Raw genomic sequence first — 3,669 nt, forward strand, 5'->3', positions numbered from 1 at the left:
GATTGAGGAGCGGCCGGAGCAAAGATCGATATTCCTCAGCCGCTTCGATTGGGCCGGAGCGACTACCAGTACTTTCGGAAAACAGGTTTCACGGGCCGGCCAGAAAGGTACTTCTCCACTCCCTCGTCGAGCGCCTTTCGGTAGACGACGAGCGACTCTCCAAATGCATCGATTGTCTGCTCAATGTCGGCGTCCGAGTGTGAAAAGCTTACGACCAGTGAAGGGGCCAGGATACCTCGCCGCATCAATTCCTGCAGCAAGAGGGTTCGGAATTCCTGAGACGGCTGCTGCTGCTGATCGCGCGTCGCATAGAGGAGGCAGCAGTCCTTTCCAAGTACCTCAAAGTGGTGTTGCAGACCGAGCTCGCCGGCTATCCGTTCAAGCCCGACCGCGAGCTTTCGCCCCTGTTCGTAGAGGCGATCAACGACGGCCTCTCTCTCGTACACATCGATCGTTGCGATGGCTGCTGCCAGTGCATGCGTTTCCGCACCGTGGGTGGTGGAGAGGGTAAAGACCCGCTCGCGGTCGCCCGCATCGCCCCCTAGATCCATGATGTCTCGTCGGCCGACCAGAGCCGACACGGAGAAGCCATTCGACATGGCCTTTCCGAATGTCGACAGATCTGGGATCACGCCGTAGTACTTCTGTCCTCCGCCGAGGTCCCAGCGGAACCCCGTGATCATTTCGTCGAAGATGAGGAGGGCGCCGTGTGTCTCGCACAGCGCCTTCAACTCGTGCAGGAATCCATCTACGGGATCTTGCAGTCGGGCCGGCTCGAGAATGAGGCACGCGACCTGCCCGGGAAACCTGTCGAAGAGTCGACGTGCGCTTCCAATATCGTTGTAGTCAAACGTGCCTGTAAGAGACCGGTAGGGCTCGGGAATCCCGGCGCTCATCGCGGTGGTACAGATGAACCAGTCGTTGTAGGAGAAAAAGGGGTGGTTGGAGCATATCCCGACGACGGTGCGACCCGTGTGGGCCCGACTCAGCCGAACGGCCGCCGTGGTCACGGTTGAGCCATCCTTCGCAAACTTCACCCGCTCGGCGCTCTTTATCACGCTGGCGAGGCGCTCCGCGGCCTCGACTTCGATCGAGCTGGGTCTGTTGAAATTGACTCCTTTCTGTAGCTGTCGTTCAACTGCTTGGACCACGTCCGGGAAGGCGTGACCGAGCGTTACGGATCGGAGACCCATGCCGTACTCGATGAACTCATTGCCGTCTACGTCCCACACCCGACAACCCTGGCCCCGGGCGATATAGACGGGAGCCTCTTCCGGAAATTGATCGTCCCCCTTGGCATAGGTGTGACATCCTCCCGGGATCAGCGAGAGTGCTCGTGATTGGAGTGCCAGCGACCCTTCCACGTTGAGGGGTACGGATTTCGCCTGTGGCATTTCATTCCGATCAGTCCTGTCACTGACGGCGCGGTCTTCACTCCCTCCGCTGGGTCCGGATCTTTCCTGAGCACTCATCTCTCGTTCGGCGGAAGGATTAGGACTGGATTCAAGCATGACTCATCGCTCTGATGGCAAACCTGGTTCTGACCGGAGATATCGGTATACGCCGTGATCTTGACACCTTCCTGAGATGCCCAAGGTCAAATAACGTGCAGAGAACTACTTCTTGCGAACTCTCGCCCCCGTCCGGGCAAAAAACTCATGCTGGCGAATTCTCCGGGCCGACAGGACCCGGCAGCCGCTCTACGATCTGATCATGCGGCGACGCGATGCGCCCGCAACGTGTGAAACAGGAGACACGGACTGTTCATTGCACCGGCGTCATGTCCTCGGATTTACGGCTCGGCAGCGCGCGGTTCTTCCATACCTCCCACGGCGCGGTGTCGGAATTGTAAATGTCATCCAGGAGTTGCTTCTCCTTGTAGGTGTCCATGCACGCCCAGAAGCCGTCGTGAGGATACGCGATCAGTTGCGAGTCCTCGATCAGTCGACGGAAAGGAGCCTCGACGAGGTCTTCTCCGGGCCGTATGTAATCGAAGATCTCCTTCTTCAGAATGAAAAAGCCCCCGTTTATTCTCATGTTAGCCTCCTGCGCACTCCGGATGTCGGCCACCCGGCCATTATCAGCCACGTTCACGGTGTGGAAGGAGACGTTGGGGTGAACAGCAAGAAAGCACGCTACTTTGTCACGCTGCTTGGCGTACGTGATCATTGCATCCAGATCGAGATTCGTGACTCCATCCGTATAGTTGGCCAGGAAATAATCTTCGTCGCCGACATGCTCGCGGACGGCCACAAGTCGCTCGCCCACTGACGAATTCAGGCCCGTGTCGACAAAGGAAATGCGCCAGTCTGAGATATCGCTGCTGAGCAGCCGCAGATCCTTGCCGCCGTTTGAAAGGACAAAGTCGTTGGATACATACTCGCTGTAACTGAGGAAATAGTCCTTGATTGCATCCGATTTGTACCCGAGGCACAGCACGAAGTCCTTGTGACCGTAGTGTGCGTAGTACTTCATGATGTGCCACAAGATGGGACGGTATCCAATCTTTACCAGCGGCTTGGGAATGTTTCCATTGTGCTCGCGCAGCCGCAAGCCAAGTCCTCCGCAGAACAAAACGACCTTCATGTCAACCTTCTCTTAACGTGTGGAGAGATCTGTATACTTCGAAAAAGCGAATACCGGCACCGTTCAGGTGCTCTCTAGAGGAGTCATCGGCCTGATCCAGATTTTTGTTACCTCGGCGGTCTTGGGCAGCCTCATGCCATGCACCACCATACTTGCGATGTCGTCTACCTGCAACAATTGTGTGGGTCGATATTCGCGTTTTTCCCACTCGTGCACTCTGTGCTGTAATGGTGTAGCCGTCCTTCCCGGGTGCACGCTCAGAACGCGGATGCCCCGGCCATTCACCTCCTCCCGAAGTCTATCACAGAACGAGTCCAGGGCGTCTTTCGTCACCCCGTATAGTCCAAATCTTGAGCGTTTTTGCCGCGTGATGCTCGAGTTGATGAAGACAATCTGAGCCTCGTGATCCACCATTATTGGCAGAAGACCGCGCGTGATGCGCATCGGAGCCCGGAGATTTACGGAGAGCAAGGTATCCAGCTCGCTGTCGCTGAAGACGCTCGCGCTCGCGTCGCAGATCGACGCGGCGGAGTGGACAATCATGTTCAGCGCTGTGCCCTGTTGCACACAATGCGAGACGACGGAATCCGCTCCGTCATCCGTCGATAGATCGGCGATCAGTGTCTGATTCCTTTGATCCGTGCTGGCGGAGTTGACCTCCTCCAGTGTGGCTGCGAGAGTCTCCGGGTTTCTTCCCACAAGAAGGCACGACGTTCCCTCTCTCGCCAGGTGAAGGGCGATCGCCCGGCCGATGCCACTACTGGCACCCGTTATCAGGGCATGCTGATTTCTGAGCGAGATCATGAATTTCCGGTAATCTGTGAATCCCTGAGTGGGCTGAGGAGACCTGCCGCCTTCAGACGGTCGGCCGCGTCTCTGATACCCTCAAACGAAAGTCCGGATCGTTCCGCAATGTCAAGCAAGGAATGATTACCGTCAGAAAGATTCAGTACCCACAGCATAGCCATCTGGCTACTGTATGTGTCACTCTTGCCCCCTACTGACGCATAGAGCCCCCGTTTTCCAAGCTGCGGTTCACAATAGGGATTTGTGTTCAGGTATTTCCTGTTGTTTTCAAGAATA

At 56.6% G+C, this 3,669-nt stretch carries 4 protein-coding genes; all 4 read right to left on the bottom strand.

Annotated features, from left to right (window positions below; genetic code table 11):
* Nucleotides 1-62 precede the first annotated feature (62 nt).
* Entirely contained in the window at nt 63-1,472 is a 1,410-nt protein-coding gene (locus ACWVCN_RS08925) for a glutamate-1-semialdehyde 2,1-aminomutase (protein ID WP_455245218.1), read from the bottom strand.
* Between the two features lie 292 nt (nt 1,473-1,764).
* Nucleotides 1,765-2,586: a sugar phosphate nucleotidyltransferase gene (locus ACWVCN_RS08930; RefSeq protein WP_455245219.1), complete on the bottom strand. Its 822-nt coding sequence runs from the start codon at nt 2,584-2,586 to the stop codon at nt 1,765-1,767.
* Between the two features lie 63 nt (nt 2,587-2,649).
* A complete protein-coding gene (locus ACWVCN_RS08935; protein WP_455245220.1) occupies nt 2,650-3,390 on the bottom strand; it encodes an SDR family oxidoreductase in 741 nt (246 codons plus the stop codon).
* Nucleotides 3,387-3,669 (bottom strand): winged helix-turn-helix domain-containing protein (locus tag ACWVCN_RS08940; RefSeq protein ID WP_455245221.1); only part of this gene is annotated, 283 nt, incomplete at its 5' end. The genes ACWVCN_RS08940 and ACWVCN_RS08935, both read right to left, overlap by 4 nt.

This window comes from Petrachloros mirabilis, assembly GCF_975968855.1.